Raw genomic sequence first — 26,547 nt, 5'->3', positions numbered from 1 at the left:
GTGGCCCCGCGCGGCATTGACCAGAGCCACCTTTTCCCGCAATTACCGATCGTCTACGGTCAGGCGCAACACGGGATCTGGGGGAAACGCGGACGTGCAGAGATTCGACAGATACATGCTGTCGCAACTCATGGTGGTCTTTGGGTTTTTCGCCCTCGTCCTTGTCATGGTCTACTGGGTGAACCGCTCGGTCAGCCTGTTCGACGAGCTGATCGCCGATGGCCATTCGGCGGGGATCTTCCTCGAATTCACGCTGCTCAGCCTGCCTACGGTGATCGCCATCGTGCTGCCGATGGCGGCCTTCGGGGCAGCTGTCTACGTCACCAACCGGATGTCGAACGAATCCGAGATGACGGTGCTCAAGGCGACCGGGCTCTCTCCCTGGCGGCTGGCGCGGCCGGTGCTGGTGTTCGGCATCCTCATCGGCGCCATGATGGCGATGCTGAGCCACGTGCTGGTGCCCGCCTCGATCGCCCAGCTGCGCCTCCGCGAGGGCCAGATCGCAGGGTCCGTCTCGGCCCGCCTGCTGCACGAGGGCACGTTCCTGCACCCGACGCGCGGCGTCACCTTCTACATCCGCGAGATCACCCCCGAGGGCGAGCTGCGCGACGTCTACCTCTCGGACCGCCGCGATTCCGAGCGCGCTGTGACCTACACCGCCGCCACCGCCTACGTGCTCAACGACGACGAGGGGCCTCGGCTGACGATGCAGAGCGGGCTCGCGCAGACGCTGCGCTACGAGGACCAGACCCTCTCGACCACGGATTTCACCAACCTCACCTATGACATCAGCGGGCTGGTGAGCGCGGGCGATGCGCCGAGACGGCGGGCGCGGCAGGTGCCGACGTGGGAGCTGCTGACCGACACCGAGGCGGTCGCGGAAGAGGTCAACGACAGCGTCGGCGAGGTGCTGGAGGAAGCCCATTCCCGCTTCGAGCTGCCGCTTCTCTGCGTGGTGGCCGCGCTCATCGGTTACGCCGCGCTGATGGCGAGCCGCTTCTCGCGGTTCGGCGTCACGCGGCAGATCGTGGGCGCGATCTTCCTGCTGGTGCTCATAAAGATCATCGAGAGCGTCGTCGGCGGACCGGTGCGCGCGAACGGCGCACTCTGGCCGTTGATCTACCTGCCAAGCGTCAGCGGGCTGGGCATCGCCTGCCTGCTGCTGTGGCAGGCGTCCCGCCCGTTCCGTCCGGCGCGGCGAGCAAACGCCGACCCCGTGGCGGAGGCTGGCGCATGATCCTGCATCGCTACTTCGCGCGGCGCTTCTTCTGGGTGTTCATGTCGATCCTCGGGATCTTCGCGCTGTTCATGGGTCTCGTGGATTTCGTCGAGCAGCTGCGCCAGCTCGGTGGCGACGCGAGCTTCGGCCAAGTCGTGCAGGTGACGCTGCTGCGCCTGCCCGAGGGCATGTACGAGATCCTGCCGCTGGTAATGATCCTTGCCACCGCCTCGCTGTTCCTGATGCTGGCGCGCAGCTCCGAGCTCGTGGTGGTGCGCGCCGCCGGACGGTCGGGGCTGGCCGCGCTCATGGGACCGGTGATGGTCGCGCTGGTCATCAGCGGCATCACCGTGGCGATGCTGAACCCGCTGGTGGCGGCGACCTCGAAGCGCGCGTCGGACCTGTCGGAGAGCTACGAGAGCGGCGGCGCCTCGGTGCTGTCGATCGGCCGCGAGGGTCTCTGGCTGCGGCAGGGCGGACCGCGCGGACAGACCGTGATCCGCGCCGACAGCGCCAACCCCGATGCCACGGTGCTCTACGACGTGAGCTTCATCGCCTACGCACCCGACGGCGGACCGATCCGGCGCATCGAAGCCGCCGAGGCGCAGCTCGAAGACGGCGCCTGGGTGCTGCATGACGCCAAGGCGTGGCCGCTGAGCACCGGCATCAACCCAGAGACGGGCGCCCGCACCCACGCCGAACTGAGGGTCGAGTCGGATCTCACGCAGGACGGCATCCGCGACCGTTTCGGCAAGCCTTCGGCCATCCCGATCTGGGATCTGCCAGCCTTTATCGCGGGGCTGGAAGAGGCCGGATTTTCCGCCCGCCGCCACCAGGTCTGGTTCCAGATGGAGCTGGCGCGGCCGATCTTCCTCATCGCGATGGTGCTCGTGGCCGCGGGCTTCACCATGCGTCCGGCCCGGCTGGGCCGCACGGGGCTATACGTGCTGGCCGCCGTGCTGCTGGGCTTCGGCCTCTACTACGTGCGCAACTTCGCGCAGATCATGGGCGAGAACGGCCAGCTTCCGCCGATCCTCGCGGCCTGGACGCCGCCGGTGGCTTCGCTGCTGCTGGCGCTCGGGCTGGTACTACAGATGGAGGACGGCTGATGCGTCTTGCCCGCCACCTCTGCGTCGCCGCGCTTCTCGCGCTCGGCGCGGCGCCGCTGCCGCTTGTCGCGCAGACCACGACCCTCACCGCCAATGCCGGCGACGAGAGCACCGAGCCTGCGCTGCTGCTGGCCGACGCGGTCTTCGTCGAAAACGGCGCGCGGCTCATCGCCAGCGGCAACGTCGAGGCGCTGCACGACGGCCTGCGCCTGACCGCCGAACGCATCGTCTTCGACCAGGACGCCGGCACGCTGCAGATCGAGGGCCCGATCCGCATCACCGACGAGACCGGCAACCTGCTGCTCGCCGATGCCGCGCAGATGGACGAGGGGCTGCGCAACGGGCTGCTCAAGGGCGCGCGCATGGTCATGGACGACCAGCTGCAGCTTGCCGCCGTCGAAGCCCAGCGGGTCAAGGGCCGCTACACCCAGCTCAGCCGCGTCGCCGTGACCTCCTGCCAGGTCTGCGGTGCGAACGAGGTGCCGTTGTGGCAGATCCGCGCCGACCGGGTGATCCACGACGAGGAGGCCCGCCAGCTCTACTTCGAGGGCGCGCAGTTCCGGGTGCTCGACGTGCCGATCCTCTGGGTGCCGCAGCTTCGACTGCCCGACCCGTCGCTCGACCGCGCGCGCGGCTTCCTGACGCCGTCGATCCGCAGCACCACGCTGCTCGGTACCGGGGTCCGCATCCCCTATTTCATTCCGCTCGGCGAGCATCAGGACATCACGCTCACGCCCTATGTCTCGGCCGAGACCCGCACGCTGGAGGCGCGCTACCGGCGGGCGTTCTCCAATGGCACGATCGAGCTTAACGGCGCGGTCACCAAGGACACGCTGCGCCCCGACGACACGCGGGGCTACCTGTTCATCGAGGGCGAATTCGGCCTCAAGGGCGATTTCACGCTCGATTTCGATATCCAGACGGTCTCGGACGACGCCTATTTCAACGTCTACGACTACGGGCCCAGCGAGCGGCTCGAGAGCGCGCTGACGCTGACCCGCGCCCGGCGCGACGACTTCCTGCAGGCCGACCTGACCTACTACGAGACGCTGCTCGCCTCCGAGGAAAACGACACGCAGCCCTCGGTCATGGTCAACACCATGTACGAGCGGCGGTTCTACCCCGACCGCATCGGCGGCGAATTCCGCCTTGGCGCCATCATGCACGCGCATTACCGCCAGTCCGATCTCGACTACGACAGCGATGATGCCGACAGCATCGTCGACGGTCGCGACATGGCCCGGCTCAGCGCAGAGGCCAGCTGGCGCCGCCGCTGGACGCTGGCGGGCGGCATTCGTGCGGGGATCACCGGCTATCTCTGGGCGGACCGTTTCGAGGTCCGGCAGGACGCCACGTCGGAGAACTCGGCGTCGCAGCTGACGCCCGCCGCCTCGGTCGAGCTGCGCTGGCCGCTGGTCCGACGCGGCGCCGGCGGGGTGCGCGATCTCGTCGAGCCGGTGCTGCAGTACGGCTGGGTCGGCGGCGAACGGCTCGACATCCCGAACGACGAAAGCACGAGGGTCGAGTTCGACGAGGCCAACCTGCTGTCGCTGTCGCGTTTCCCGGCCTCGGACAGGCGTGAACGCGGCGAGCTGGCGGTCGCCGGTCTGCGCTGGCTGCACGAGGCCCCCGCCGGCTGGACCGCGGGCCTTACCGTCGGCCGCGTCTGGCGCGACGAGCTGGACAGTGACCTCGGGCGGTCGAGCGGGCTCGACAGCCAGACCTCCGACTGGCTGATCGCGGGCGGTTTCGCCAACCCGCTGGGGCTCAGCATCACCGCGCGTGGCCTGCTCGACGAGGACGGCCAGTTCAACAAGGCCGAGGCGCGCGCCGCCTGGGCCAACCCACGGGTCGATCTTGCCGCGACCTACGTCATGCTCGTCGAGGACCCGGTCGAGGACCGCGATGAGAGCCAGGCCGAGTGGGGCTTCGAAGGCAGCTACCGTCTCAGCCGTCACTGGACCGGCGCGGCGGAGTGGCGCTACGATCTCGCCGATCGTCGGCTTGACCGCACCGGGCTGGGGCTGCAATACCGCAATGAATGCGTTCAGGTGGATTTCTCGGTGACCCGCAAGTTTGCCTCCTCGACCAACCTCGAACCGTCCACGGATTACGGCCTCACGGTCGCGCTGACCGGCTTCGGCACCGCCGCGAGCGCCAAGGAGTATCGACGCACATGCAACTGACCTCTGCCCGCCTCTTCCGTTCGCTCGTCCTGGCCGCGGGGCTGGCGATGACCGCGCTGCCCGGCGCCGCGCCGGCGCAGGGGCTCTTCGCGCCCGCGATCGTGGTCGACGAGATGGTGATCACCGGCTACGAGATCGACCAGCGCACGCGGATGCTCACGCTGCTGAACGCCCCCGGCAACCCCGAGGAACTGGCCCGCGAGCAGCTTATCGACGACCGGCTGCGGCTACAGGCGGCCCGTGACGCCGGCATCGAGCCCACCGAGGAAGAGATCCTCGATGGCATGGAGGAATTCGCCGGCCGCGCCGACATGAACCGCGAACAGTTCGTCGCGGCGCTCGCGCAGAACGGCGTCGCCGAAGAGACCTTCCGCGATTTCGTGCGGGCCGGCACCGCCTGGCGGTCGCTGGTCCAGGCGCGTTTCGTGTCGCGCGCGCAGGTCTCGCCCGAGGAGATCGACCGCGCCCTCGCCGGCTCCGGTGGAACCTCGAACGTGCGGGTGCTGCTGTCGGAACTCATCATGCCGGTGACGCCAGAGAACGCGCAGGAGGTGCGGGCGCGCGCCGACCGTATCTCGCAATACACCTCCACCGCCGACTTCTCGGCCGCCGCCCGGCAGTATTCCGCGACCTCGACACGGGGCGACGGCGGCCGCCTGCCATGGCGCGACATTAACGAACTGCCGCCGCAGCTGCGCCCGCTGATCATCGGGCTCGCGCCCGGCGAGGTCACCGATCCGCTCCCGATCCAGGGCGCGGTCGCGCTGTTCCAGCTGCGCGATCTCGAGGAAACCGGCTATACCGCGCCGGAGATTTCCGCCGTGGAATACGCCGCCTACTACATGCCCGGCGGTCGCTCGCAGGAGACGCTGGCCAAGGCCCGCGTGCTCGCCTCGAAGGTCGATCGCTGCGACGATCTCTACGGCATCGCCAAGGGCCAGCCCGAAGACGTGCTGCAGCGCGACACGCTGCCGCCGTCCGAGATCCCCACGGATGTCGCCTACGAGCTGTCGAAGCTCGACCCGGGCGAAGTCTCCACGGCGCTGACCCGCGCCAACGGGCAGACGCTGGTCTTCCTGATGCTTTGCGGTCGCACCACCGCCGTGGCCGAGGACACCGACCGGCAGGAGGTCGAGATGGGCCTGCGCAACCGCCGTGTCACCGCGCTGGCCGAGGGCTATCTCGCGCAGCTGCGGGCCAACGCGCGCATCGTCGAGAAATGAGCCCGGTCGGAAGCGCCCCCCTCGCCCCCGTTGCCCTGAGCTGCGGCGAGCCGTCCGGCATCGGGCCGGAGGTGGCCGAAGCCGCCTGGACAGCCCTGCGCGGCGAATTGCCCTTCGTCTGGATCGGCGACCCGGCGCATCTGCCCGGCGGTGTGCCGCACGGCTGGATCTCGGACCCGTCCGATGCCGCATCGGTGATGACCGAGGCGCTGCCGGTGCTGCCGCTGCCGATGCCGGGCCCGCGCGTGCCCGGAGCCCCGCAGCCGGCGCAGGCGGCAGGCGTGATCGAGGCCATCGCGCGTGGCGTTTCGCTGGTTCGGGACGGCGCCTGCTCGGCGCTCTGCACGCTGCCGATCTCGAAGCAGGCCCTGGCCGAGGGCGCTGGCTTTGCCTACCCCGGCCACACCGAGTACCTGCAGGCGCTCGCGGGGGCCGACGAGGTGGTGATGATGCTGGCCTCCGACGAGCTCCGCGTGGTCCCGGCGACGATCCACATCCCGATCTCGGAGGTGCCGCAGGCGCTGACGGCGGAGCTGCTGGAGAAACGCCTGCGCATCACCCATGCCGCGCTGATCGCGCGGTTCGGCATCGCGCAGCCGCGGATCGCGGTGGCGGGGCTGAACCCGCACGCCGGCGAAGGCGGGCGCATGGGCCGCGAGGAGATCGAGCTGATCTCTCCGGTGCTCGACCGGCTTCGGGCCGAGGGGATGGACCTGGCGGGCCCGCTGCCCGCCGACACGATGTTCCACGCCGAGGCCCGCGCCGGCTACGACGCCGCCGTGGCGATGTATCACGACCAGGCGCTGATCCCGATCAAGACGCTGGCCTTCGACCGGGGCGTGAACGTGACGCTCGGGCTGCCCTTCGTGCGCACCTCGCCCGATCACGGCACCGCCTTCGGCATCGCCGGACAGGGCATCGCCAACCCGACCTCGACCATCGAGGCGTTGCGGATGGCGTGGCGCATGGCCGGGACGGCGGCCTGATGGGGGCGCTGCCCCCGTCCGCGCGGACGCGCGGACTCCCCCGAGGTATTTTTCAACCAGAGAAGACATGAGCGCGATCGACGGTCTGCCGCCCCTGCGCGAGGTGATCGCCTCGCACGGGCTGACGGCGAAGAAATCCCTTGGCCAGAACTTCCTGCTGGACCTGAACCTGACGGCGAAGATCGCGCGGCAGGCGGGCGACCTGTCGGGCATGGACGTGCTCGAGGTGGGGCCCGGGCCCGGCGGGCTCACGCGCGGGCTGCTCGCCGAGGGCGCACGCAAGGTGCTGGCCATCGAGAAGGACACGCGCTGCCTGCCGGCGCTTTCGGAGATCGCGGCGGCCTACCCCGACCGGCTCGAGGTGATCTCGGGCGACGCGCTCGAGGTCGATCCGTTGGCGCATCTGACCCCGCCGATCGCGGTCTGCGCCAACCTGCCCTACAACGTCGGCACCGAGTTGCTGGTGCGCTGGCTGACCCCCGAGGACTGGCCGCCGTTCTGGACCACGCTGACGCTGATGTTTCAGCGCGAGGTGGCCGAACGGATCGTGGCGCAGCCCGGATCAAAGGCTTACGGGCGCCTCGCCGTGCTCGCGCAGTGGCGCTGCGAGGTGCGCATCGCGCTGAGCCTGCCGCCGGGGGCGTTCACGCCGCCGCCCAAGGTCTCCTCGGCGGTGGTGCACCTGAAGGCTCTGCCCGAGCCGCGCTTTCCGGCCGACCGCAAGGTGCTCGAGCGGGTGGTGGCGGCGGCCTTCAACCAGCGGCGCAAGATGCTGCGCGCGGCGCTGAAGGGGCTCGCGCCGGACATCGAGGCAAAGCTCGAGGCCGCCGGCATCGCGCCCACCGAGCGCGCGGAGCAGGTCTCGCTCGAGAAGTTCTGCGCGCTGGCGCGGGTTCTGGCCTGAGACGCTTCTTCTCGGAGATTCCTTCCTGAAACGAGAAGCGCCGCGCCCGGAGATCCGGGGCGCGGCGCTTTTCATGTCGCACACACGGCTGAGAGCCAGCCCTACTGCTCGGCGGTATCCGGCGCCGGCGCGTCATCCTTGGGCTTGGCGCGCGACCGCGACCGCGGTTTCGGTGCGGGTTTCGCATCGCCCTGGGGCTGGTCGCCCTCGGCCGCGGGCTCGGCTTTCTTCCGGGTCCGACGGGGCTTCTTGGGCTTTTCCTCGGCGGCAGGAGTCTCGCGGTTTTCCGGCGTCTCGACGAGGCCGGAATCGGCGTTTTCGCCCATGTCGATCACGTCGTCGCCCTGGTTGCCGTTGCCGAGCGGATCCTTGCGGGTCTGGCCCTGCTCGTCCGACGATGCCTGCTGCTCGTCGCGCGGCTTGCCGCCGCCCTGCTGCTGGCCGCCGCCCTGGCTGCCCGACTGGGAGTTGTTGTCGGAGGAGCCGCTGTCGTCGCGGTCGGACGACTTCTGCGCCTCGCGCTCGGCGCGTTCCTTGTCGCGCTGCGACTGGCGTTCGCGGTTCTCGCGTTCCTGCTGTTCGCGACGCTGGTCCGCATCGCGCTGCGCTTCGGACAGCATCCGCATGTAGTGTTCGGCGTGCTGCTGGAAGTTCTCCATCGCCACCCGGTCGTTGCCGAGCGAGGCATCGCGCGCCAGTTGGTTGTACTTGTCGATGATCTGCTGCGGCGTGCCGCGCACCTTGCCCTCGGGGCCGCTGCTGTCGAACACACGGTTGACGACGTTGCCCAGCGAGTTGCGGTTGCGGTTACTCTTCGACCGCGAGCGTGATTTCGAGGATCGCATGTTGTCTGCTATCAGCCTTGTGTCTGACTGTCCCTGTGACCCGTGTAGCGCTCTGGGCGCGGTAGAATGTGAGGTCACATCAATGTTGGGTTGGCGTCGGGCGGGACCGCCGCGAGGCATCCACCGCTCCGACCCCTTCGACAAACCACGTTCGGCGCCCGGAAACAAGGGAAAAACCGAGATAAATCTAAAGAAACTGGCGATGTCTTGCCACAGGGCGGCGTCAAAGCGCTTGCAGTCGCGCGCCCACGACACGGTCGCGCCCGTCGAGATCCTGCACCACGCTCACCTCGGAAAGCCCGGCCAGGTCGAAGAGCGCGCTTACCGCAGCGCCCTGGGTCGGGCCGATCTCGACCAGCAGTCGCCCGCCGGGCGCGAGATGCGCCGCCGCGCCGGCCGCGATGGCGCGGTAGGCGGCGAGCCCGTCGCTCTCGTCGGTGAGCGCCATCCTCGGCTCGTGCTCGCGCACCTCGGGCGAAAGCCCGGCCATCTCGTCACGGGCGATATAGGGGGGATTCGAGATGATCAGGTCGAAACCACCCTGCCCGGGACCGAGCGCCTCGTACCAGCTGCCCCGGCAGAGCGTCGCACGGTCGGAGAGACCCAGAGCGTCCCGATTCCGGCAGGCGACGGCGAGCGCGGCCTCGGAGAGGTCGCTTCCGACGCCGGTCGCCGCCGGGCGTTCCGCGAGCAAGGTCAGCAGGATGCAGCCCGAGCCGGTGCCGAGGTCGAGCAGGCGGGTGACGGGGCCGGAGAGCGCGGTCTCGATGAGGGTCTCGGTCTCGGGGCGCGGGTCGAGCACATCCGATGTCACCTCGAAGTCGCGACCGTAGAAGGCACGATGGCCAACGAGGTGCGAGACGGGTTCGCGGGCGGCGCGGCGCGCGATCAGCGCCTCGAACGCCACGCTTGCGTCGGCAGGCATGGGGTCGGGCAACACGAGCGTGAGCCGCGCGGGTGGCACGTCAAGCGCATGGGCCAGCAGCCGTCGCGCGTCGCGCGCCGCATCGGGAATGCCGGCCTCAGCAAGCCGGCGCGTGGCTGCGACCAGCGCCACCGAGGCGCTCGGCGTGCCAGTGGCAAGGGCTTCGCTCATGCGCCCATCTCGGCGAGCTGCGCGGCCTGCGCGTCGGCGGTGAGCGCGTCGATGATCTCGTCGAGGTCGCCGCCCATGATCTGCTCGAGCCGGTAGAGCGTGAGGCCGATGCGGTGGTCGGTCATGCGGCCCTGCGGGAAGTTGTAGGTGCGGATGCGCTCGGACCGGTCGCCGCTGCCGACCTGCGCCTTGCGATCCGAGGCGCGCGCGTCGGCGGCCTTCTGGCGCTCCATGTCGAAGAGCCGGGCGCGCAGGACGTTCATCGCGATCTCGCGGTTGCGATGCTGCGATTTCTCCGAGCTGGTGACCACGAGGCCGGTCGGCAGGTGGGTGATGCGCACTGCCGAGTCGGTGGTGTTCACGTGCTGACCGCCGGCACCCGAGGCGCGCATGGTGTCGATGCGCACGTCCTGCGGCGAGATGTCGATGTCGACGGCCTCGGCCACGGGCAGCACCGCGACGGTGGCGGCGGAGGTGTGGATGCGGCCGCCGGATTCGGTCTCGGGCACCCGTTGCACCCGGTGCACGCCGCTTTCGTACTTGAGGCGCGCGAAGACGTTCTCGCCCTCGATGCGCACGACAAGCTCCTTGAGGCCGCCGAGCTCGGTGGCCTGCTCCTCGATCACCTCCCAGCGCCAACCGTGCGCCTCGGCGTAGCGCTGGTACATCCGGGCAAGATCGCCGGCGAAGAGCGCCGCTTCCTCGCCGCCGGTGCCGGGCCGGATCTCGAGGATGGCTGGCCGGGCGTCGGCGGCATCGCGGGGAAGAAGGGAAAGCTGCAGCGCCGCCTCGGCCTCGGGGAGGCGCGCGCGCAACAGCGGCAGTTCCTCCTCGGCAAGCGCGGCCATCTCGGGATCGTCGAGCATCGCCTCGGCTTCGGAGAGATCGGACTGCAGCCGGTCCCACTCGGCGATCTGGTCGACCACCGGCTTCAGCTCGGCATATTCACGCCCGAGCGCGGCGATGTCGCCCTCGCCCGTGGCCATCTTCGCCTCGAGAAACTCGAAACGCGCGCGGATCTGCAAAAGTCGGTCGGTCGGGATCATGGCGCAACTGTCTTTCCCGAAACCGCTCAGGCGTCAAGTGCCCGCGAACCGGCCCGCGATGCGCCATCGCGCCTGTCAGTCGGCGGCGCCGATCCGGTCGAGCCAGCCTTCGACCCGCGCCCGGTTCACGCCTTGGTCGGACTGGCCGAAACGCAGGCGGCCATAGATCTCGAGACCGTCGTCCTCGAGTTGCACGGTGGTGTAGTCGGGAAAGCCGAACCACATGGAGCGCGTGATGTAGGTCACCCGGCCCTCGGAGGGCGACCCGGCCAGCACCTCGGTGCGCGGGGTCTCGAGGATGATCCGGTGCAGCGCTTCAAAGGTCGTCTCGTCACCGGGAATGCGCCGCCGCACGCCGCCGGCGAGATCCTGCGCCGCGGTCACCTTGGGATCGACATGCCACACCGCCGGATCCGAGGGGGCCAGCCTGATCCAGGCGAGGCCACCGATCACGGCGAGCAGAACGAGCCAGAAGAAAATCCGCAACTCTCAGGTCCTTTCGGCTGGGGGCGTCGGGCGGGCCGTCTTTCGCGACTCGCCATCGGCCGGCCTCCTCCTGTTCACACGATTCTGGCCGGCGGGAAAAGGCCGGCCCGCCCGCTTTCGCGGGATTTCGCCCAAGCCGGCCGTCAGGCGCCGCCGCGCCGGGTCCAGCCCCAGAGGCACAGCAGCTCGGTCGCCACATGCGCCGCCGCGATGGCGGTGGCCCCGGTGGTGTCGAACGGGGGCGAGACCTCGACCACGTCGCCGCCCTTGAGGTCGATCCCGGCCAGCTCGCGCAGCATCACCGCCGCCTGGTGCGAGGTGAGCCCGCCCCAGACCGGCGTACCGGTGCCGGGCGCGAAGGCCGGGTCGAGCGCGTCGATGTCGAAGGTCAGGTAGACCGGGCTGTCGCCGACGATCTCGCGGGCCTGCGCGGCGATGGCCTCGGGGCCCTGCCGGTGCACGGCGCGCGCATCGAGAATGTTGAAGCCCAGGGTGTCTGGGTTGTCGGTGCGGATACCGATCTGCACCGAGCGGGCGGGGTCGACATAGCCGAGCTTCACCGCCTTGTACATGAAGGTGCCGTGGTCGATGCGCTCGAAGTCGTCATCGGCCCAGGTGTCGGTGTGCGCGTCGAACTGGATGACCGACAGCGGGCCATGTTTCTCGGCGTGGGCCTTGAGGATCGGCAGGGTGATCGAATGATCCCCGCCAAGTGTCACTGCGGCCGTGTCGCTGGCGAGGATGCCGGCGATGTGCCGCTCGAGCGTCTCCGGGAACGCCGGCACGTTGGCATAGTCGAAGGCGAGATCGCCGAAGTCGGCGATGGCAAACTCCGACAGCACGTCGTAGCCCCAGCCGTAGGGCGCGTCGCACGGCTGCAGGAGCGAGGCTTCGCGGATCGCGCGCGGGCCCAGCCGGGTGCCGGTGCGGTTGGTCACCGCCTGGTCGAAGGGAACACCCGTCACCGCGATGTCGGCACCGGCAAGCTCCTTGGTGTAGCGCCGTCGCAGGAAGGAGGCGGCACCGCCGAAGACGTTTTCGAAGCTCGGCCCCTTCAGGTCGTCGCGGGTGAAGGCGTGGTCGATCTGGGTCTTGGCGTCTTCAAGAGCCATGCTGTGTCCTCCGGTATGCTGCCGTGTGGCCTCGTAGGGTGGGCAATATGGCCCGCCCTACCGCTTGTCGAGGGGCTGGCGTGTCTCGACCAGCCGCGCGAAGAAGCTCGCACCGATCGGGGCGGCCTCGTCGTTGAAGTCGAATTTCGGGTGATGGCAGAACGGTCCCAACCCCTGCCCGAGGTAGAGAAACGCGCCGGGGCGGGCCTCGAGCATGTAGGAGAAATCCTCGGCCCCCATCGAGGGCACCGTCTCGTCGTCCACCACCGGCACGATGCCGCGCGCGACCGAGACGGCAAACTCGGTCTGTCGCGCGTGGTTCACCGTCGGCGGGTAGTTGCGCTGGTAGTCCAGCTCGGCAGTCACGTCGTAGGACATCGCCTGCCCCGCCACGATCTCGCGGATGCGCTTCTCGGCCATGTCGCCGATCGCCGGGTTGAAGCTGCGCACCGTGCCCGCCAGATAGGCCGTCTCGGGGATCACGTTGGTGGCGGAGCCGGTCTGCACCACGGTCAGCGACACCACCAGCGCCTGCAGCGGATCTGTGTTGCGCGAGGGCACGGTCTGCAGCGCCTGCCCGATCGCAAGCGCGCAGGGCACCGGGTCGATGCAGGTGTCGGGATGCGCCGCGTGGCCACCGCGACCGGTCAGCCGCAGCTCGAAGTCGTCGACGGCGGCCATCAGCGGGCCGGTGCGGGTGGCGAACTCTCCGAGCGGGCGCGACGGATCGGTATGCAGCGCATAGACCTCCTCGATGCCGAAGCGCTCCATGATGCCCTCCTCGACCATGATGCGGCCGCCGCCGATGGTCTCTTCCGCAGGCTGGAAGATCAGCGCCACCCGCCCCGCGAAGTTGCGGGTCTCGGCAAGGTAGCGTGCGGCGCCAAGCAGCATCGCCGTGTGTCCGTCGTGGCCGCAGGCGTGCATCGCACCCGGCACCTCCGAGCGATACTCGGCCCCGGTCTCCTCTTCCATCGGCAGCGCGTCCATGTCGGCACGCAGCCCGGTGATCGGGCCCGGCCCTTGCCCCTCGATGATCGCCACCACGCCGCTCGTCGCGATGCCCTCGTGGATCTCGGTGATGCCGAACTCGCGCAGCCTTTCCACCACGAAAGCCGCGGTCACGTGGCAATCCAGGCTCAGCTCGGGACGCCGGTGCAGAGCACGCCGCCAGGCTTTCATGTCGTCGGCGAAATCGGCGATGCGGTTGACGATGGGCATGGGTGGACTCCGGGGGGCACTTGTCGCAGGACTGCACCCAATACCGAAACGCGGGGGAAGTCCATGAGCGACGATCTGATCCACGATCCGAACGGCGGGATGCCACGGCTGCTCGAGATCATGCGGCGGCTGCGCGATCCAGATACCGGCTGTCCGTGGGACATCGCGCAGGACTTCGGCACCATCGCGCCCTACACCATCGAGGAAGCCTACGAGGTCGCCGACGCCATCGAACGCGAGGCCTGGGGCGAGCTCAAGGGGGAACTTGGCGACCTGCTGTTCCAGTCGGTGTTCCATGCGCAGATGGCGGCGGAGCGCGGGCTCTTCACCTTCGACGAGGTGGCCGACACCATGTCCGACAAGATGGTGGCGCGGCATCCGCATGTGTTCGGGGAGGAGTCGAACGACAAGAGCCCCGAGCAGCAGACCCGCGACTGGGAGACGATCAAGGCTGCCGAACGGGCCGCCAAAGCCGAAAAGGGCGTTCTCGACGGTGTCGCCATGGGCCTGCCCGCGCTGCTGCGCGCGGTGAAGCTTCAGAAGCGCGCGGCGCGGGTGGGCTTCGACTGGCCCTCGACCGACGAGGTGATCGACAAGATCGTCGAGGAAGCGCAGGAGCTACGCGAGGCCACAGACCCCGACCACGTCGAGGAGGAGTTCGGCGACCTGCTGTTCGTCATGGCCAACCTCGCGCGGCACATGGACATCGACCCCGAGGCCGCCCTGCGCGCCGCCAACGCCAAGTTCACGCGCCGCTTCGGGGCCATCGAGGCCGCGCTCGCAGCCGAGGGTCGCCGGCCCGAGGACAGCGATCTTGCCGAGATGGACAGGCTCTGGGATGCGGCCAAGGCGCGGGAAAAGGCCGCGAAATGCTGAGTATTCCGCTCAGGCATTGACCCGAGTGTTTTTATCGGATTATGTCCACGCGATTGCAATCCGCAGGAATGGAGACCTTACATGCGCCTTGCACCCGCCACCCTCGCCCTGATCGCCGCCGCCGGCCCGGCGCTCGCACAGGAAGTGAACCTCTACTCCTATCGCCAGCCCGAACTGCTCGCGCCGCTCACCGACGCCTTCACCGAGGCCACCGGCATCGAGGTCAACGTCGCCTACCTGAGCAGCGGCATGGTCGAGCGGCTGCAGGCCGAGGGCGACCGCTCGCCCGCCGACCTGGTCTTCACCGTGGACATTTCGCGGCTGTCGGCCATCGTCAACGCCGGCGTGACCCAGCCGGTCGAGAGCGAGGTGCTGGAAGAGAACGTGCCCGAGCAGTATCGCGACCCCGGCAACGAGTGGTTCGGCCTGACAACGCGCGCGCGCATCGTCTACGCCTCGAAGGACCGCGTCGATCCGCTCGAGGTGACCACCTACGAGGATCTCGCCGATCCGAAGTGGAAAGGCCGCATCTGCACCCGCTCGGGCACCCACCCCTACAACGTCGCGCTGGTGGCGGCACACCTCTACCACCACAACGAGGAAGAGACGAAGGAGTGGCTGGAGGGCCTCAAGGCCAACCTCGCACGCAAGCCGCAGGGCAACGACCGCGCGCAGGTCAAGGCGATCTGGGCCGGCGAATGCGACCTTGCGCTCGGCAACACCTATTACATGGGCAAGATGCTGGAGGATCCCGAGCAGAAGGAATGGGCCGACTCCGCGAACGTGCTGTTCCCGGTCTTCGAGGGCGGCGGCACCCATGAGAACATCTCGGGCGTGGCGATGACCAAGTCGGCACCGAACCGCGAGAACGCGCTTAAGATGATGGAATTCCTGTCCTCGCCCGAGGCGCAGGAAGTCTACGCCCACGCCAACTACGAGTACCCCATCGCGCCCGGCACCGAGGCCGACGAACTGGTGCAGAGCTGGGGCAGCTTCGAGGCCGACGACGTGAACCTCATGGATCTGGCCGACCTGCGCCCCGACGCGCTGCGCCTTATCGAAGAGGTCGATTTCGACGGCTGAGTCGTCGCGGCCCGACCGCTCCACCGGGGCGGCCATCACACCATCGCAGGAGCGGCTCCCGAGGGGGCCGCTCTTTTTTCGTGACCGCTCCTGCTGCGGGACGGTGGGCGGGGCGACGCTCCTTCAGGGAGCGAGCGGCGTCCCCGTCACGAAACATCGGCGCCCAAAAGAAAAACGGCGCCCGCTGGGGACGCCGTCTCAAGACACGTATCGGTCCGGAGAAACCCTTACTGGGCTTCCTTGATGAACTTGACCGCGTCGCCGAAGGTCTGGATGGTCTCGGCTGCGTCGTCCGGGATCTCGATGCCGAACTCTTCCTCGAAGGCCATGACCAGCTCGACGGTGTCGAGGCTGTCCGCGCCCAGGTCGTCGATGAACGAGGCGCTCTCGGTCACCTTGTCTTCTTCGACGCCGAGGTGTTCGACAACGATCTTGCGCACGCGATCAGGGATATCGCTCATTAATCCGTCCTCACATTTCTCTGGGCCCCGCGGCCCCGTTCTGCCCTCGCCCCACCGGGGTGGCGGCTGATTTTGCCCGTTCCGGGCAGCTCATCCCGGTGATCCGGGAACGGCCTTGCAGCGCGTATACCGCGCCCCCCGGCCAATTTCTTGCGGGCCTATATCACAAGGCCACGTCTTGGCAAATGCTTTCGACACCCTTGCCGGGACGTCGGTCAGAGCATCGCCATGCCGCCGTTCACGTGCAGCGTGCTGCCGGTCACATAGGCAGCCTCGGCGCTCGCGAGATAGAGCACAGCGGCGGCGATCTCCTCGGGGGTGCCCATGCGTCCGGTGGGGATCTGGTTCAGAATCGCCCCCTTCTGCTCGTCGTTGAGCTTGTCGGTCATCGCGGTCTCGATGAAGCCCGGCGCAACGGCGTTCACGGTGATGCCACGGCTCGCGACCTCGTAGGCCAGCGACTTCGACATGCCGACCATGCCCGCCTTGGCGGCGGCATAGTTGCCCTGCCCGGGGTTGCCGGTGGCGCCCACCACCGACGAGATGTTCACGATGCGGCCCCAGCGCGATTTCATCATGCCGCGCATCACGCCCTTGCAGAGCTTGAACGTCGCCGTGAGGTTCACGTCGAGCACCGACTGCCATTCCTCGTCCGACATCCGCATGAAAAGGTTGTCGCGGGTGATGCCGGCGTTGTTCACGAGGATGTCGACCGCGCCCATCGCCTCGGCGGCCTGCTTCGGCAGCGCCGCCACGGCCTCCGGGTCGCTCAGGTTGCACGGCAGCACGAAGGCCCGCTCGCCGAGCTCGTCGGCCAGCGCCTGCAGCGGTGCCTCGCGGGTGCCCGACAGGCCGACAGTGGCGCCCGCCTGGTGCAGCGCTTTCGCGATGGCTCCGCCGATGCCGCCGGAGGCCCCGGTGATCAGCGCGCATTTCCCTGTGAGATCGAACATGGCTCGCCTTGCCTCTCTGGTCCGTTTCGATGTGTTGCGCCCGCGTATCGCATCCGGCCCGGCGCGAGGCAAGGATATTGCCCGCGCCGCGCCGGCAGCCCTCAGTCGGCCGCGGCAAGCGCCTTCGCGATGTCTTCCGGCGTGCCGATGTTCTGCACCGTGGCCGGGCGGTGGATGCGGCGCACCATGCCCGACAGCGCCTTGCCCGCGCCAATTTCCCAGAACTCGGTGACGCCCTCGGCGACCATGAACTCGACCGACTCGCGCCAGCGCACCGCGCCGGTGACCTGCTCGATCAGCAGGGTGCGGATCTCGGCGGGGTCGGTGACCGCCCCGGCGCGCACGTTGGCAACCAGCGGCACCGACGGCGCCTTGATCTCGACACCGGCGAGCGCCTCGGCCATGACCTCGGCGGCGGGTGCCATCAGCTCGCAGTGGAACGGCGCGCTCACCGGCAGCATCACCGCCCGCTTGGCACCCTTGCCCTTGGCGATCTCGACGGCACGCTCGACCGCGGCCTTGCTGCCCGAGATGACCACCTGCCCGGGGTCGTTGTCGTTGGCGGCCGCGCAGACCTCGCCCGGCACCGTGGCCTCGAAGGCCACCTCCTGCGCCGCCTCGAGGTCGAGCCCCAGCAGCGCCGCCATCGCGCCCTCGCCGACCGGCACCGCCTCCTGCATCGCGCGTCCGCGGGTCCGCAGCAGCCGCGCCGCATCGGCGACGCTCAGCGCGCCGGCGGCGGTCAGCGCCGAGTATTCCCCCAGCGAATGACCGGCCACGAAGGCGGCCGATCCGACCTCGATGCCCTCCGCCTCGAGCGCGCGCAGCGCCGCAATCGAGGTCGCCATGAGCGCCGGCTGGGCGTTCGCGGTCAGCGTGAGCGTCTCCGCCTCACCCTCCCAGATCAACGAGGACAGGCTCTCGCCGAGCGCCGCGTCGACCTCGTCGAACACCGCCTTCGCCGCCGGGTAGGCCTCGGCCAGCGCCCGGCCCATGCCGATCGCCTGGGCGCCCTGGCCCGGGAAAATGAATGCTCGCGACATGGCTTGCCTCCGCTCTCTGTTCTGGAATTGACGTGTTGGGCGCCTCCAATACCTTTCCCGGTCGCCTTTCGCAACGCCCCCGCACGACCCCTGTGCGCCGCTTCGCAATTGCGCTCAGCCGCGGCGCGGCTACTTACGAGCGAACCCAAGAAGCGCCCCTCTGGTCCGACAGGAGCCCCGCCCCATGCCCCTCGCGAACACCCCCACCGCCTACGGCCGCGTCGCGCGCAGCTTTCACTGGCTGATCGCGCTCGGCATCCTGCTGATGATCCCGCTCGGCTGGATCGCCCATCTCGCGCCGATGCAGGACTCCGACCAGATCGCCCTGAAGAGCGCGCTGTTCTCGGCCCACAAGACCCTCGGCGTGGTGCTCTTCTTCCTCGCGCTCGGCCGCATCGGCTGGGCCGTCACCCAGCCGAAACCGGCCCCCCTGCACCCCGAGCGCCGCGCCGAGACGCTGCTTGCCGAGGCGGTGCACTGGGCGCTCTACGCGGCGCTGGTGGTGGTGCCGCTCTCGGGATGGATCGAACACGCGGCGACCGACGGTTTCGCACCGATCCTCTGGCCCTTCGGACAGGACCTGCCGCTGGTGCCGAACGATCCCGGCCTCGCGGAAACCGCCGCGACCGTTCACTTCCTCGCCCAGTGGGTGCTGGTGGGGGCGCTGGTCCTGCACGTGGCGGGGGCCCTGAAACACGCCGCCGTCGATCGCGACGCCACCCTCTCCCGCATGGCCCGGGGCACGCCTGCGGGACAGCCCCAACACGCGCACGGTCTCGCAGGACCGGCCGCCCTTGCCCTCGGCGCCTGGCTGGCGGTGCTCGGCGGCGCGGCGGCGGCCGGCTACTTCACGGAGCCCGAAAACGGCGAGAGCCCCACCCTCGCCGAAGCCCCGAGCGACTGGACCGTCGAAGAGGGCACCCTCGCCATCCACGTCCGGCAGATGGGCAAGGAGATCACCGGCAGCTTCTCCGAGTGGACCGCCGCCATCACCTTCGAAGAGCCCGACGCGCCCGGCAAGGCCGGCGAGGTCGAGGTGACCATCTCGATCCCCTCGCTGACCCTCGGATCGGTCACCAGCCAGGCGCTCGGGCCCGACTTCTTCGCCGCCGAGAGCCACCCGACCGCGACCTTCACCGCCGATCTCGTAAAGCTCGAGGACGGCTACGAGGCCCAGGGCACGCTCGCTCTCAAGGGCGCCGAGGCTCCGGTCACCCTGCCCTTCAGCCTCGAACTCGACGGCGACACCGCGCGGATGGAGGGGCGCACCACGCTCGACCGCCGCAACTATGCCATCGGCGAGGGCATGAGCGATCCAGACCAGCTCGGCTACGAGGTGCAGGCGATCATTGATCTCACCGCGACGCGCGCCGCCGACTGACCCGCCACCGCCGGGGGCCAGAGACGCCCCCATGGTCTTCTCCGGTTCGAAAAATACCCTCGGGGGAGACCGCGCGCAGGCGCGGGCGGGGGCAGAGCCCCCTTGCCTCTTCCCGACCCACACGCGCCGTGCTATCGCCGACCGCATGACCCAGATCACGCTCCGACGCCCCGATGACTGGCACCTGCACCTGCGCGACGGCGCGGTGCTGCGCGCCGTGACCCCCGAGACCGCCCGCCATTTCGGACGCGCGATCATCATGCCCAACCTCGTGCCGCCGGTGGTGACCGGCGCCCAGGCCGAGGCCTACCGAGAGCGCATCCGCGCGGCGATTCCCGAGGGCAGCGGCTTCACGCCGTTGATGACGCTCTACCTCACCGAGGAAACCGACCCCGCCGACGTCGCCCGCGCCCATGCCGAGGGCATCGTAACCGCGGTGAAGCTCTACCCTGCAGGCGCCACCACCAACTCGGCCTCGGGCGTGCGCGATTTCGACAAGGTCCGCCCGGTGCTCGAGACCATGGCCGAACACGGCATCCCGCTCTGCGTGCACGGCGAGGTCGTCGACGCCGACATCGACATCTTCGACCGCGAGGCGGTGTTCATCGACCGCGTACTCGACCCGATCCGCCGTGCCACGCCGGGGTTGCGCGTGGTCATGGAACACATCACCACCAAGGACGGCGTCGACTACGCGCGGGCGGGCGGCGACACGCTCGGTGCCACGATCACCACGCATCACCTGGTGATCAACCGCAACCACATCCTCGTCGGCGGCATCAAGCCGCACTACTACTGCCTGCCGGTCGCCAAGCGCGAGAGCCACCGCGAGGCCCTCGTCGCGGCCGCCACCAGCGGCGATGCGAGTTTCTTCCTCGGCACCGACAGTGCACCGCATACCGACCCCAACAAGGAAAGCGCCTGCGGCTGCGCCGGCTGCTTCACCGCGACCAATACGTTGTCGATCCTCGCCGAGGTCTTCGAGGCGGCGGGCGCGCTCGACCGGCTCGAGGCGTTCACCTCGCTCAATGGTCCGGCCTTCTACGGGCTGGAGCCCAACGCCGACACGGTGACCCTGAGCAAGGGGCCGGCGGTCGCCTACCCGCCGAAACTGCAGACCGGCGACGGGCCGGTCACGCTTTTCGATCCGGGCTTCCCGCTGCACTGGTCCGTCGGCTGAGAGGCGTTGCGGGCCTGCGGCCCGCCCCGCAAGGGGCGCTGCCCCTCTGGGCGCGTGCCGCGCCCATTCACCCCGAGGGTATTTGAAAAGAGAAGAAGCGGCGGGCGCGGCGCGGAGGCCGGCCTCGGCCGGGAGTGCTTTTCCAAGCGTCTGCGCCCCGTGCGGTCTTCCAAGCCGGCGGGCTTTCGCGCTAGAGGGGGCGCGGTCTTACATGCAGGAGTGCGCCCGATGATCCCCTCGTCCTATCCCGCCAAAGAAGAAATGGCCCGGCTGACCGCGCGGATGCTGTGGGAGATCGGCGCGGTTCATTTCATGGAGGGTGGCGAGCCGTTCAAGCTGGCCTCCGGACTGCCGTCGCCGGTCTACATCGACTGCCGCAAGCCGAACTCCTTCCCGCGCGTGCGGTCTACGCTGATGGATTTCCTTGCGGTGACGGTGATGCGCGACGCCGGCTTCGAGGCGTTCGACAACATCGCCGGCGGCGAGACCGCGGGCATCCCCTTCGCGGCCATGGTCGCCGAGCGGCTGGCGCTGCCGATGACCTACGTGCGCAAGAAGCCCAAGGGATACGGTCGCAACGCCCGCATCGAGGGCGTGATGACCGAGGGCCAGCGGGTGCTGCTGGTCGAGGACCTGACCACCGACGGCGGCTCGAAGCTGAGTTTCGTCGACGCGATCCGCGAGACCGGGGCGACCTGTGCGCATACGGCGGTGATCTTCTACTACGGCATCTTCCCCGAGACCACGCAGACGCTGGGCGACCACGGCGTGTCGCTGCATTACCTCTGCACCTGGCACGACGTGCTGGCCGAGGCGAAGGCGCGCGGCGGCTTCGACGCCGAGACGCTGGCGGCGGTCGAGGCCTTCCTGGCCGACCCGCGCAAGTGGCAGGCGGAAAACGGCGCATAGGGTTTCATCGGCGAGCGGTGGATAACACCGGATCGAATCGACCACGCGCGCCAGATGTTGCGGTGATCCCGGCCTGTGCTACGATATGTCAGGGCGAACGCGGGGCAACCGTGTCATCCACCGCCTTATCCCGGCGGTTTTCCACAGAGAAATCCCGATTGGTCGGCGGGTCCGGCAGGGCTATGACGCCCCAACCATCGGGACACGCGCGCAGACGGGAAGCAGGGGCAGAGCAATGAACGATCACAGCGTCTTCAATCCGACCGGTCTCGAGGTCGAGCAGGCCGAGACCATGCCGCATTCGATCGAGGCCGAGCAGCAGCTGCTCGGCGCGATCCTGACCAACAACGACGTCTACGACCGGGTCGCGGCGATTCTCACCGCCGGTCATTTCTTCGAACCGGTGCACCAGCGCATCTTCGAGATCGCCTCGGCGCGGATCGCGAAGAACAACCTCGCCTCCCCGGTGACGCTCAAGGCGTTCATGGAGGACGACGAGGGCCTCAAGGAACTTGGCGGGCCGTCCTACCTCGTGCGGCTGGCCGGCGCCGCGGTCTCGAGCTTCGCGGTACGCGACTACGCGCAGATGATCTACGATCTCGCGGTCCGCCGCGACCTGATCCGGCTTGGTCGCGACATCGCCGACAAGGCCGCCAAGGTCGATGTGAAGAGCGAGCCGCGCGAGCAGATCGTCGAGGCGGAACAGGCGCTCTACAAGCTTGCCGAGCAGGGCCAGGCCGAGGGCGGCTTCCAGAGCTTCCTGCGCGCGGTGACCGACGCGGTGAACGTGGCCAACGCCGCCTACCAGCGTGACGGTGGCCTTGCCGGCATCTCGACCGGGCTCACCGACATGGACAAGAAGCTCGGCGGTCTGCACCCGTCGGACCTGCTGATCCTCGCCGGGCGCCCGTCGATGGGCAAGACGTCGCTGGCAACCAACGTCGCCTTCAACATCGCCAAGGCCTACAAGCGCGGCCAGCGGCCCGACGGCAGCGAGGGCGCCATCGACGGCGGCGTGGTGGGCTTCTTCAGCCTCGAGATGAGCGCCGAGCAGCTCGCCAGCCGGATCCTTGCCGAGGCCTCCGAGATCTCGAGCCACAAGATCCGCCAGGGCGACATGGACGAGAAGGAGTTCCGCCGCTTCGTCGACGCCGCCAAGGAGCTCGAAGCCTGCCCGCTGTTCATCGACGACACCCCGGCCCTGCCGATCAGCCAGGTCGCGGCACGGGCACGGCGGCTGAAGCGGACGCATGGGCTCGACCTGATCATCGTCGACTACCTGCAGCTGCTGCGCGGCACCGCCGACAACCGGGTGCAGGAAATCGCCGAGATCTCGATGGGTCTCAAGGCCATCGCCAAGGAACTCAACATCCCCGTCATCGCGCTGTCGCAGCTGTCGCGCCAGGTCGAGAGCCGCGACGACAAGCGTCCGCAGCTGTCGGACCTGCGGGAATCGGGTTCGATCGAGCAGGACGCCGACGTGGTGATGTTCGTGTTCCGCGAGGAATACTACGTCGAACGCGAGAAGCCCTCGGATGACCGGCTCGACGAAATGGCGTCGTGGCAGGAGCGCATGAGCCGCCTGCACGGCAAGGCCGAGGTGATCATCGGCAAGCAGCGTCACGGCCCGATCGGCACGGTGGAGCTTGCGTTCGAGAGCCAGTTCACCCGCTTCGGCAACCTCGTGAAGCCCTGGCAGCAGGACGGCGGCGAAGGCTTCTGATCCACCGTGATCCGAAAGAAGGCGGGGTCGGTCGGCGACCGCCCCTTTTTCGTTGCGCTCGAGCTTGGGCGCTGCGCGTCCTTGTGGAGCCCTGTTCAGACCGGACCTGCGGGCGGAAACAGCAGCCGGTAGACATCGTTCGGATAGGCCTCGGCGCCGATGCGGAAGTGCGTGGTGCCGATTTTCTCGAAGCCCTGCGACAGGTAGAACCCGATGGCCGGCGCGTTCTCGGAATTCGTCGTCAGCCAGACCGACGCATGGCCCGTCTCGCGCGCATGGCGCAGCGCTGCGGCGAGCAGCGCGCGGCCCTTGCCGTGCCCCTGGTGGCGCGGCTGCACGTAGAAGGTCGCGATCTCGAGTTCCGAACATGCGGGAACCGGTGCGGGAGCGCCGGAGGTCAGGCGAATGAAGCCGTCGGGGCCGTCATCGTTCTCGGAGACGAGCACCCACGCGCCGGGCCGCTCGATCATCGCCCGGAGGTTTCCGGCGGTGAAGGTGGAGAGCGCATGGTCGGCGAAGGCCGTGCTGACGCCGTGGCGGATGTAGGTGCCAAGCCAGACCTCGATCGAGATCGCCGCAAGGCTCGCGGCATCTTCCGGGCGCGCAGGACGCAACCGCGCGCGGCTGAAGGGTTGTGAGCGTTGCATCGGGTCTCCGTCGTGCGGCGCAGGGTCTCCGGGACGTGTCGGCCATCGCGGCGGATCGGGCAAGCCCCGACATCGCCGGACCGTTGCGCTTAGAGAGCGCCCGGACCGCCCGCGAAGGCCACGTCGGCGCGCTCGGGCATGGCCTTGCCCGCATTCCCTCTTGACCCCGCCGCGGCTTCGTATTCCAAGCAGACCATGGCACAGGCACAGCTCACGATCGACCTCGCCGCGATCCGCGCCAACTGGCGCGCGCTCGCGAAACTCACGACCGGCGAGGCCGGCGCCGTCGTCAAGGCGGATGCCTACGGGCTGGGGATGGACAAGGTCGCCCCGGCGCTGGCCGAGGAAGGCGCACGGCGCTTCTTCGTCGCCATCGCCGAGGAGGGCGTGCGCCTGCGCCGCATCCTCGGGCCGGGCCCCGAGATCTGCGTCTTCGGCGGCCACATGGAGGGCGACGCCGACCTGCTGCGCGACGCCCGCCTCACGCCGATGCTGAACTCGATCGACCAGATGCTGCGCCACGTCGAGGCGCTGCCGGGCCACCCGTTCGGCATCCAGCTCGACTCGGGCATGAACCGGCTCGGGATGGAGCCTGCCGAATGGTCGGCGCTGCGCGACATCGCGCTGGCGCAGAACCCGGTGCTCATCATGTCGCACCTCGCCTGTGCCGACGAGCCCGAGCACGGCATGAGCGCCTTCCAGCTGCGCACCTTCCGCGAGATGACCGACGGCATCGACGTGCCGCGCTCGCTGTCGGCCACCGGCGGCATCCTGATGGGCGAGGACTACCACTTCGACGTCACCCGCCCCGGCATCGGCGTCTACGGCGGCATGCCCTTCGCCGACGCGCAGCGCGTGGTGGAACTGCTGGTGCCGGTGATCCAGACCCGCGAGGTCACACCGGGCGAATCCGTGGGTTACGGCAACGCCTGGGTCGCGCGGGTGCCGACCAGGGTGGCGACCCTGTCGGCGGGCTATGCCGACGGCGTGCACCGGGCACTGGCGCAAAAGGGCTATTTCTGGGCCGGCGAGACGCGCTGCAAGATCCTCGGGCGGGTCTCGATGGACCTGATCACCGTCGACGTGACGGCGGTGAAGGAGATGCCGCGCCATCTCGAGCTGCTCGGGCCGCACCAGACCATCGACAAGGTCGCCGACGCCATCGGCACCATCGGCTACGAGGTGCTGACCTCGCTCGGCAGCCGCTACGCGCGGACCTACACCGGCGCATGAGCCCCACCCTGCCCCTCGCCCTGCTCGGCCGCGCGGTTCTGAACGCGCTGGCCTCGGTCGGGCGCGTGGCGCTCTTCGCGCTGTCGGCGGTCACGCACCTGCTGCGGCCGCCCTTCTACGGCCGCGAGTTCTTGAACGCGCTCCTGCAGATCGGCTGGCTGTCGCTGCCGGTCGTCGGGCTGACGGCAGTGTTCACCGGCGGCGCGCTGGCGCTGCAGATCTACTCGGGCGGCGCGCGGTTCAACGCCGAGGCGGTGGTGCCGCAGATCGTCGGCATCGGCATGGTGCGCGAGCTCGGGCCGGTGCTGGTGGGGTTGATGATCGCCGCGCGGGTGACCTCGAGCATCGCCGCCGAGATCGCGACGATGAAGGTCACCGAGCAGATCGACGCGCTGGTGACTCTCTCGACCCATCCGATGAAGTATCTCGTCGCGCCGCGCCTGCTGTCGGCGCTGATCGTGGTGCCGCTGCTGGTGGCGGTGGGCGACGTGATCGGCATCTTCGGCGGCTATGTCGTCGCCACCGGCTCGCTGGGCTTCAACCCGGCGGCCTACCTGAAGAACACCGTGGATTTCCTCGAACCGCTCGACGTGATCTCTTCGCTGGTCAAGGGCTGCGCCTTCGGCGGCATCGCGGCGCTCATGGGGTGCTACTACGGCATGACCTCGGGGCGCGGCGCGCAGGGCGTGGGCCGCGCGACCAAGGGCTCGGTAGAGGCCGCCGCCGTGCTGATCCTCGCCGCCAACTTCCTGCTGACGGGGGTGTTCTTCTCGGTATGAGCGGCCTCGTCATCCCCCACGCACACGCCGGGCAACGACATGCCTCCAGACGGGATCGCCCTCGCCGTGGCACCCTATTGACGGAGCCGGCGACGTGATCACCCTCGAAGGCGTTTCCAAGAGCTTCGGCCCCAAGCCTGTCCTGCGCGGCGTCGACCTGTCGATTGCCCGGGGCACCTCGATGGTCATCATCGGCGGATCGGGCACCGGCAAGTCGGTGCTGCTGAAATGCATCCTCGGGCTGATCGAGCCGGATGCGGGGCGCATTACCGTCGACGGGCGCGACGTGCACGAGGGCGACCGCGACGCCTTTCTCGCGCGGTTCGGGATGCTGTTTCAGGGCGCCGCGCTCTTCGACTCGCTGCCGGTCTGGCAGAACGTCGCCTTCCGGCTGCTGCGCGGCGCGCTGAAGCGCCCGAAGCGCGAGGCGCGCGAGATCGCCATCGAGAAGCTGCGCCGCGTCGGGCTCACCCCGGACGTGGCCGATGCCTTTCCGGCGGAGCTGTCGGGCGGCATGCAGAAGCGCGTCGGCCTTGCCCGCGCCATCGCCGCCGACCCCGAGATCATCTTCTTCGACGAGCCCACCACCGGGCTCGATCCGATCATGGCCGGCGTCATCAACGAGCTGATCCGCGAGATCGTCACCGAGATGGGCGCCACCGCGATGACCATCACCCATGACATGACCTCGGTGAGGGCCATTGCCGACGACGTGGCGATGCTGCATGACGGTGTCATCAAGTGGACCGGCCCCGTCGCGCAGATGGACACCGCCGCCGATCCCTACCTGCAACAGTTCATCCACGGGCGCGCCGAGGGCCCGATCGAGGCCGTGAGGTAACTTCC

General features: G+C 69.0%; 25 protein-coding genes. 15 read left to right on the top strand and 10 right to left on the bottom strand.

Annotation, left to right across the window (positions count from 1 at the left end; all coding sequences use genetic code 11):
• Nucleotides 1-115 precede the first annotated feature (115 nt).
• From lptF to rsmA, 6 genes are all read left to right on the top strand, one after another.
• The gene (lptF, locus tag D6860_RS11835; protein WP_076624763.1) at nucleotides 116-1,237 is read left to right on the top strand and encodes an LPS export ABC transporter permease LptF; all 1,122 of its coding nucleotides are present in this window, start codon (nucleotides 116-118) and stop codon (nucleotides 1,235-1,237) included.
• Nucleotides 1,234-2,328: an LPS export ABC transporter permease LptG gene (gene lptG, locus D6860_RS11830; RefSeq protein WP_017467893.1), complete on the top strand. Its 1,095-nt coding sequence runs from the start codon at nucleotides 1,234-1,236 to the stop codon at nucleotides 2,326-2,328. Before lptF ends, lptG begins: the two co-directional genes overlap by 4 nt.
• On the top strand, nucleotides 2,328-4,514 hold the full coding sequence (locus D6860_RS11825; protein WP_076624764.1) for an LPS-assembly protein LptD: 2,187 nt from the start codon (nucleotides 2,328-2,330) through the stop codon (nucleotides 4,512-4,514). The genes lptG and D6860_RS11825 overlap by 1 nt, the downstream gene beginning before the upstream one ends.
• On the top strand, nucleotides 4,505-5,737 hold the full coding sequence (locus D6860_RS11820) for a peptidylprolyl isomerase (RefSeq protein ID WP_076624765.1): 1,233 nt from the start codon (nucleotides 4,505-4,507) through the stop codon (nucleotides 5,735-5,737). The genes D6860_RS11825 and D6860_RS11820 overlap by 10 nt, the downstream gene beginning before the upstream one ends.
• Nucleotides 5,734-6,723 carry a 4-hydroxythreonine-4-phosphate dehydrogenase PdxA gene (gene pdxA / locus D6860_RS11815; protein WP_076624766.1) on the top strand — a complete coding sequence of 330 codons (990 nt, stop codon included), beginning with the start codon at nucleotides 5,734-5,736 and terminating at the stop codon, nucleotides 6,721-6,723. Before D6860_RS11820 ends, pdxA begins: the two co-directional genes overlap by 4 nt.
• A 67-nt stretch (nucleotides 6,724-6,790) precedes the next feature.
• A complete protein-coding gene (gene rsmA, locus D6860_RS11810; protein ID WP_076624767.1) occupies nucleotides 6,791-7,627 on the top strand; it encodes a 16S rRNA (adenine(1518)-N(6)/adenine(1519)-N(6))-dimethyltransferase RsmA in 837 nt (278 codons plus the stop codon).
• Nucleotides 7,628-7,728: 101 nt separating this feature from the next.
• Here the strand turns inward: rsmA and D6860_RS11805 are convergent, their stop codons facing one another.
• The 6 genes from D6860_RS11805 to D6860_RS11780 all read right to left on the bottom strand — a co-directional run bounded on the left by D6860_RS11805 (nucleotide 7,729) and on the right by D6860_RS11780 (nucleotide 13,433).
• Nucleotides 7,729-8,472: a DUF4167 domain-containing protein gene (locus tag D6860_RS11805; protein WP_076624768.1), complete on the bottom strand. Its 744-nt coding sequence runs from the start codon at nucleotides 8,470-8,472 to the stop codon at nucleotides 7,729-7,731.
• A 223-nt stretch (nucleotides 8,473-8,695) separates the two neighbouring features.
• Nucleotides 8,696-9,568: a peptide chain release factor N(5)-glutamine methyltransferase gene (gene prmC / locus D6860_RS11800; protein ID WP_076624769.1), complete on the bottom strand. Its 873-nt coding sequence runs from the start codon at nucleotides 9,566-9,568 to the stop codon at nucleotides 8,696-8,698.
• Nucleotides 9,565-10,614 (bottom strand): peptide chain release factor 1, encoded by a 1,050-nt coding sequence (gene prfA, locus D6860_RS11795; protein WP_076624770.1) that lies wholly within the window; start codon nucleotides 10,612-10,614, stop codon nucleotides 9,565-9,567. Before prfA ends, prmC begins: the two co-directional genes overlap by 4 nt.
• A gap of 75 nt (nucleotides 10,615-10,689) precedes the next feature.
• Nucleotides 10,690-11,100 carry a DUF1499 domain-containing protein gene (locus D6860_RS11790; RefSeq protein WP_017469535.1) on the bottom strand — a complete coding sequence of 137 codons (411 nt, stop codon included), beginning with the start codon at nucleotides 11,098-11,100 and terminating at the stop codon, nucleotides 10,690-10,692.
• Between the two features lie 143 nt (nucleotides 11,101-11,243).
• The gene (gene speB / locus D6860_RS11785; RefSeq protein WP_076624771.1) at nucleotides 11,244-12,212 is read right to left on the bottom strand and encodes an agmatinase; all 969 of its coding nucleotides are present in this window, start codon (nucleotides 12,210-12,212) and stop codon (nucleotides 11,244-11,246) included.
• A gap of 57 nt (nucleotides 12,213-12,269) precedes the next feature.
• Nucleotides 12,270-13,433, bottom strand: a complete 1,164-nt coding sequence (locus D6860_RS11780) for a M20 aminoacylase family protein (protein ID WP_076624772.1) — start codon at nucleotides 13,431-13,433, stop codon at nucleotides 12,270-12,272.
• A 63-nt stretch (nucleotides 13,434-13,496) separates the two neighbouring features.
• Between D6860_RS11780 and mazG the strand changes: the two genes are divergently transcribed.
• Both mazG and D6860_RS11770 read left to right on the top strand, forming a co-directional pair.
• Nucleotides 13,497-14,309 carry a nucleoside triphosphate pyrophosphohydrolase gene (gene mazG / locus D6860_RS11775; RefSeq protein WP_017468057.1) on the top strand — a complete coding sequence of 271 codons (813 nt, stop codon included), beginning with the start codon at nucleotides 13,497-13,499 and terminating at the stop codon, nucleotides 14,307-14,309.
• 81 nt (nucleotides 14,310-14,390) lie between these two features.
• Nucleotides 14,391-15,392 (top strand): Fe(3+) ABC transporter substrate-binding protein, encoded by a 1,002-nt coding sequence (locus D6860_RS11770; RefSeq protein ID WP_017468058.1) that lies wholly within the window; start codon nucleotides 14,391-14,393, stop codon nucleotides 15,390-15,392.
• A 227-nt stretch (nucleotides 15,393-15,619) separates the two neighbouring features.
• Here D6860_RS11770 and D6860_RS11765 read toward each other — a convergent pair whose 3' ends face one another.
• The 3 genes from D6860_RS11765 to fabD all read right to left on the bottom strand — a co-directional run bounded on the left by D6860_RS11765 (nucleotide 15,620) and on the right by fabD (nucleotide 17,849).
• Nucleotides 15,620-15,853: an acyl carrier protein gene (locus D6860_RS11765; RefSeq protein WP_017469623.1), complete on the bottom strand. Its 234-nt coding sequence runs from the start codon at nucleotides 15,851-15,853 to the stop codon at nucleotides 15,620-15,622.
• Between the two features lie 215 nt (nucleotides 15,854-16,068).
• A complete protein-coding gene (gene fabG, locus D6860_RS11760) occupies nucleotides 16,069-16,806 on the bottom strand; it encodes a 3-oxoacyl-ACP reductase FabG (RefSeq protein WP_076624773.1) in 738 nt (245 codons plus the stop codon).
• Nucleotides 16,807-16,907: 101 nt separating this feature from the next.
• Nucleotides 16,908-17,849: an ACP S-malonyltransferase gene (gene fabD, locus D6860_RS11755; protein WP_076624774.1), complete on the bottom strand. Its 942-nt coding sequence runs from the start codon at nucleotides 17,847-17,849 to the stop codon at nucleotides 16,908-16,910.
• Nucleotides 17,850-18,033: 184 nt separating this feature from the next.
• Between fabD and D6860_RS11750 the strand changes: the two genes are divergently transcribed.
• The 4 genes from D6860_RS11750 (at nucleotide 18,034) to D6860_RS11735 (ending at nucleotide 23,042) form a co-directional block, all read left to right on the top strand.
• The gene (locus tag D6860_RS11750; RefSeq protein WP_076624775.1) at nucleotides 18,034-19,230 is read left to right on the top strand and encodes a cytochrome b/b6 domain-containing protein; all 1,197 of its coding nucleotides are present in this window, start codon (nucleotides 18,034-18,036) and stop codon (nucleotides 19,228-19,230) included.
• Between the two features lie 145 nt (nucleotides 19,231-19,375).
• On the top strand, nucleotides 19,376-20,410 hold the full coding sequence (gene pyrC / locus D6860_RS11745; RefSeq protein WP_076625443.1) for a dihydroorotase: 1,035 nt from the start codon (nucleotides 19,376-19,378) through the stop codon (nucleotides 20,408-20,410).
• 228 nt (nucleotides 20,411-20,638) lie between these two features.
• Nucleotides 20,639-21,319 (top strand): orotate phosphoribosyltransferase, encoded by a 681-nt coding sequence (locus D6860_RS11740; RefSeq protein ID WP_076624776.1) that lies wholly within the window; start codon nucleotides 20,639-20,641, stop codon nucleotides 21,317-21,319.
• A gap of 235 nt (nucleotides 21,320-21,554) precedes the next feature.
• On the top strand, nucleotides 21,555-23,042 hold the full coding sequence (locus D6860_RS11735; protein ID WP_076624777.1) for a replicative DNA helicase: 1,488 nt from the start codon (nucleotides 21,555-21,557) through the stop codon (nucleotides 23,040-23,042).
• 95 nt (nucleotides 23,043-23,137) lie between these two features.
• Here the strand turns inward: D6860_RS11735 and D6860_RS11730 are convergent, their stop codons facing one another.
• Nucleotides 23,138-23,689: a GNAT family N-acetyltransferase gene (locus tag D6860_RS11730; RefSeq protein WP_017468253.1), complete on the bottom strand. Its 552-nt coding sequence runs from the start codon at nucleotides 23,687-23,689 to the stop codon at nucleotides 23,138-23,140.
• Nucleotides 23,690-23,884: 195 nt separating this feature from the next.
• Here D6860_RS11730 and alr point away from each other — a divergent pair, with 195 nt between their 5' ends.
• From alr to D6860_RS11715, 3 genes are all read left to right on the top strand, one after another.
• Nucleotides 23,885-24,922 (top strand): alanine racemase, encoded by a 1,038-nt coding sequence (gene alr, locus D6860_RS11725; RefSeq protein ID WP_076624778.1) that lies wholly within the window; start codon nucleotides 23,885-23,887, stop codon nucleotides 24,920-24,922.
• Nucleotides 24,919-25,701 carry an MlaE family ABC transporter permease gene (locus D6860_RS11720; protein WP_076624779.1) on the top strand — a complete coding sequence of 261 codons (783 nt, stop codon included), beginning with the start codon at nucleotides 24,919-24,921 and terminating at the stop codon, nucleotides 25,699-25,701. Before alr ends, D6860_RS11720 begins: the two co-directional genes overlap by 4 nt.
• A 94-nt stretch (nucleotides 25,702-25,795) precedes the next feature.
• Complete coding sequence (locus D6860_RS11715) at nucleotides 25,796-26,542, top strand: ABC transporter ATP-binding protein (RefSeq protein ID WP_076624780.1); 747 nt, start codon at nucleotides 25,796-25,798, stop codon at nucleotides 26,540-26,542.
• Nucleotides 26,543-26,547: the final 5 nt, after the last annotated feature.

This window comes from Salipiger sp. D13 (assembly GCF_003703915.1).
Classification (GTDB): Bacteria; Pseudomonadota; Alphaproteobacteria; order Rhodobacterales; family Rhodobacteraceae; genus Salipiger; species Salipiger profundus.
The sequence above is the reverse complement of the archived record's forward strand: the minus strand, read 5'-3'. Positions and strand labels throughout refer to the sequence as shown.